Annotated in this window: 4 protein-coding genes and 1 pseudogene; all 5 read right to left on the reverse strand. The window is 66.2% G+C overall.

The features are described 5' to 3' along the window. On the reverse strand, positions 1-101 hold a 101-nt coding region (locus ACFE7U_RS04630), incomplete at its 3' end, for a PHP domain-containing protein (protein ID WP_375408609.1). Between the two features lie 321 nt (positions 102-422). Further along, a pseudogene (locus tag ACFE7U_RS04635) lies at positions 423-696 on the reverse strand (Txe/YoeB family addiction module toxin). Beyond that, positions 693-947 carry a type II toxin-antitoxin system Phd/YefM family antitoxin gene (locus ACFE7U_RS04640; RefSeq protein WP_375408563.1) on the reverse strand — a complete coding sequence of 85 codons (255 nt, stop codon included), beginning with the start codon at positions 945-947 and terminating at the stop codon, positions 693-695. Before ACFE7U_RS04640 ends, ACFE7U_RS04635 begins: the two are co-directional and overlap by 4 nt. A 58-nt stretch (positions 948-1,005) precedes the next feature. Beyond that, complete coding sequence (locus tag ACFE7U_RS04645) at positions 1,006-1,719, reverse strand: ABC transporter ATP-binding protein (protein ID WP_375408564.1); 714 nt, start codon at positions 1,717-1,719, stop codon at positions 1,006-1,008. A 21-nt stretch (positions 1,720-1,740) separates the two neighbouring features. Further along, the coding region (locus tag ACFE7U_RS04650; RefSeq protein ID WP_375408565.1) for an FtsX-like permease family protein at positions 1,741-2,577 on the reverse strand (837 nt) is incomplete at its 5' end.

Consider the following 2,577-nt stretch of genomic DNA (forward strand, 5'->3'; position numbering starts at 1 on the left):
GCGGCCGCCTTGACGAGGTCGCCGACCTTCAGCGCGCCCTCCAGCAGCGAGAACGACGAATGGACGTGGAGATGGACGAAGCCGGGATCTTTCAGGGTCATGACGCCAGCATCGCGAGTCGTCGTTACCCGTCTACCAAGATCAGCACCGGCTCCTTCATTGGCTGTGGAAGGGCGCGCGCCTGTGCTTCCCCGGCCACTACCGCATCGGCGACAATGCCACCGCCCAGAGCGCGACTGCGCCGGACAGGAGCCCGAAGGCCGTGAATTCGACCATGCCGGTGAGGATCATGCGCTTCAGCATCGTGGCGGCTCCCTGAGTTGACGGAGCGATCTTTGTTCTTGTTTTGTTCTGTGTAAAGCGGGGAGGGAGAGCGTTCGAGTTTGATGGTGAAGGGATAGTGAAAGTCCCATCCGTCGACGTCAGGGATCGTAATGCCAGCGGCATTGCAGGATCTCCAATGCCTGCTCGGCTCCCTTTCCGCTCACGCGGTAGGCGAGGCGATGGCTTCCGGTGATCCGGCGCGACCACCAACCGACGAGGTTTCCCCCTCAAAGGTTCCGGCTTACCCGTGCCCGTGAACGGCGTCCGACGAGCTTCCTTGATCAGATCGTTGATCCGGCGGAGCGTGGCGGCCTCGCTGGCCTGCCAGTGAAGATAATCGTCCCAGGCGTGGTCCGACCAGACGAGCTTCATTCCTCGATCGGCTCGCGCGCCTTGCTACCACCCCTGTCCAGTTGCGCCACCGACTCCATCAGGCGCTTCGCGTTGGCCGGCGTCCCGAGCAGGTGCAGCGTCTCCCGCATGCTCTCGAGTTCCGCGAGCGGCAGGATCACCAGGGCCTCGTGGTTCTGGCGGGTCACCACCAGCTCCGCCCAATCGTTCTCGACCCGGTCGAAATGAGTGGCGAGGTTGTTCCTCAGCTCGGTGAACCCAACCTGTGCCATGACGCTCTCGATCTGTACAGATATCGAGACATAAATCCGGATCAGACGATCAGCAACCCTACGCCATCTGCTCGATCAGCCCGTCGCGGATGGTCACCCGGCGGTCCATGCGGCGGGCGAGATCGAGGTTGTGGGTCGCCACCAGGGCGGCGAGCCCGGAGGCGCGCACCAGCGACATCAGGATGCCGAAGACGTGGGAGGCGGTGTGCGGGTCGAGGTTGCCGGTCGGTTCGTCCGCCAGGAGCAGGCGCGGCCCGTTGGCCACCGCGCGTGCAATCGCCACCCGCTGCTGCTCCCCGCCGGAGAGTTCGGCCGGGCGATGGATGAGGCGCTCCTTGAGGCCGAGGAAGCTGAGGAGCTCCGTGGCGCGGGCCTTGGCCTCTTTGCCGCTCAGGCCCCGGATGAGCTGGGGCATCACCACGTTCTCCAGTGCCGAGAACTCGGGCAAGAGGTGGTGGAACTGGTAGACGAAGCCCATCTGCTCGCGGCGCAGGCGCGTGCGCTCGGAATCGGCGAGCGTCGCGGTTGGCGTGCCGCCGATATAGACCTCGCCGCCATCCGGCCGTTCCAGCAGACCGGCGACGTGCAGGAGGGTCGACTTTCCCGCACCCGAGGGTGCCACCAGGGCGACGATCTCGCCCGGCCAGATCGCAAGTTCGGCGCCCCGCAGGATCTCAAGGGCGCCGGTGCCCTGGCTGTATCGGCGCTCGACCCGCGAGAAGAACAGGGCCGGGACCGGCTGCACGCCGGCCGCGTCGGCTGATGAGGGCATGGACAGGGTCCTCTCGTCCGCTCAGCCGTAGCGCAGGGCCTGCACCGGATCGAGCCGGGCGGCGCGCCACGAGGGATAGAGCGTCGCGATCAGCGACAGGGCGATCGAGGTGACCACCACGACGGTGATCTCGTTGGCGTTCATCTCGGCCGGGATCTCGGCGAGGAAGCGCACGGTCGGGTCCCAGGCGGTGGGGAACAGCACCCGCTGGATCGCCTTGATGTTCAGGGTGATCAGGGTGCCGAGCGCCAGCCCGCCGAGTGTCCCGACGATGCCGATGAGCGCCCCGTTGATGAGAAAGACCCGCATCACCGTGCCCGGCGTCGCACCCATGGTGCGCAGGATGGCGATGTCGCTCGACTTGTCGCGCACGAGCAGGATGAGTCCCGAGACGATGTTCAGGGTCGCCACCACGACGATCAGGCTGAGGATGAGGAACATCACGTTCCGCTCGACCTCGAGCGCGCCGAAGAAGGTGCGGTTGCGCTGGCGCCAGTCGGTGAGCACCACCGGCCTCTCGGCCGCCATTTCGAGATCGGAGCGCAGGGCCGCCACGGAATCGGCATTGTCGAGATAGACCTCGATCAGGCTGACGTCGCCGTCGCGGTTGAAGTAGGCCTGGGATTCGGCGAGTGGCATGAAGACGAAGGTGGCGTCGAACTCTGTCATGCCGATCTCGAAGATCGCCTTGACGGTGTAGGCCTTGGTGCGGGGGGCCGTGCCGAACGGCGTCGTGGCGCCCTTCGGAGTCGAGAGGGTGATGTTGTCGCCGGCCTGGAGGCCGAGGGCTTCGGCGAGCCGGCGTCCGACCGCGACGCCGGTGCCGTCGTCGAACCCAGCCATTGTGCCGGCGCGGAT

This window comes from uncultured Methylobacterium sp., from assembly GCF_964251405.1.
Taxonomy (GTDB): Bacteria; Pseudomonadota; Alphaproteobacteria; order Rhizobiales; family Beijerinckiaceae; genus Methylobacterium.

What these genes read in the sequence shown, in the direction of transcription:
- ACFE7U_RS04645 (WP_375408564.1), bottom strand. Translation starts at nt 1,719, where the DNA reads ATGCCCTCATCAGCCGACGCGGCCGGCGTGCAGCCGGTCCCGGCCCTG.
- ACFE7U_RS04640 (WP_375408563.1), bottom strand. Translation starts at nt 947, where the DNA reads ATGGCACAGGTTGGGTTCACCGAGCTGAGGAACAACCTCGCCACTCAT.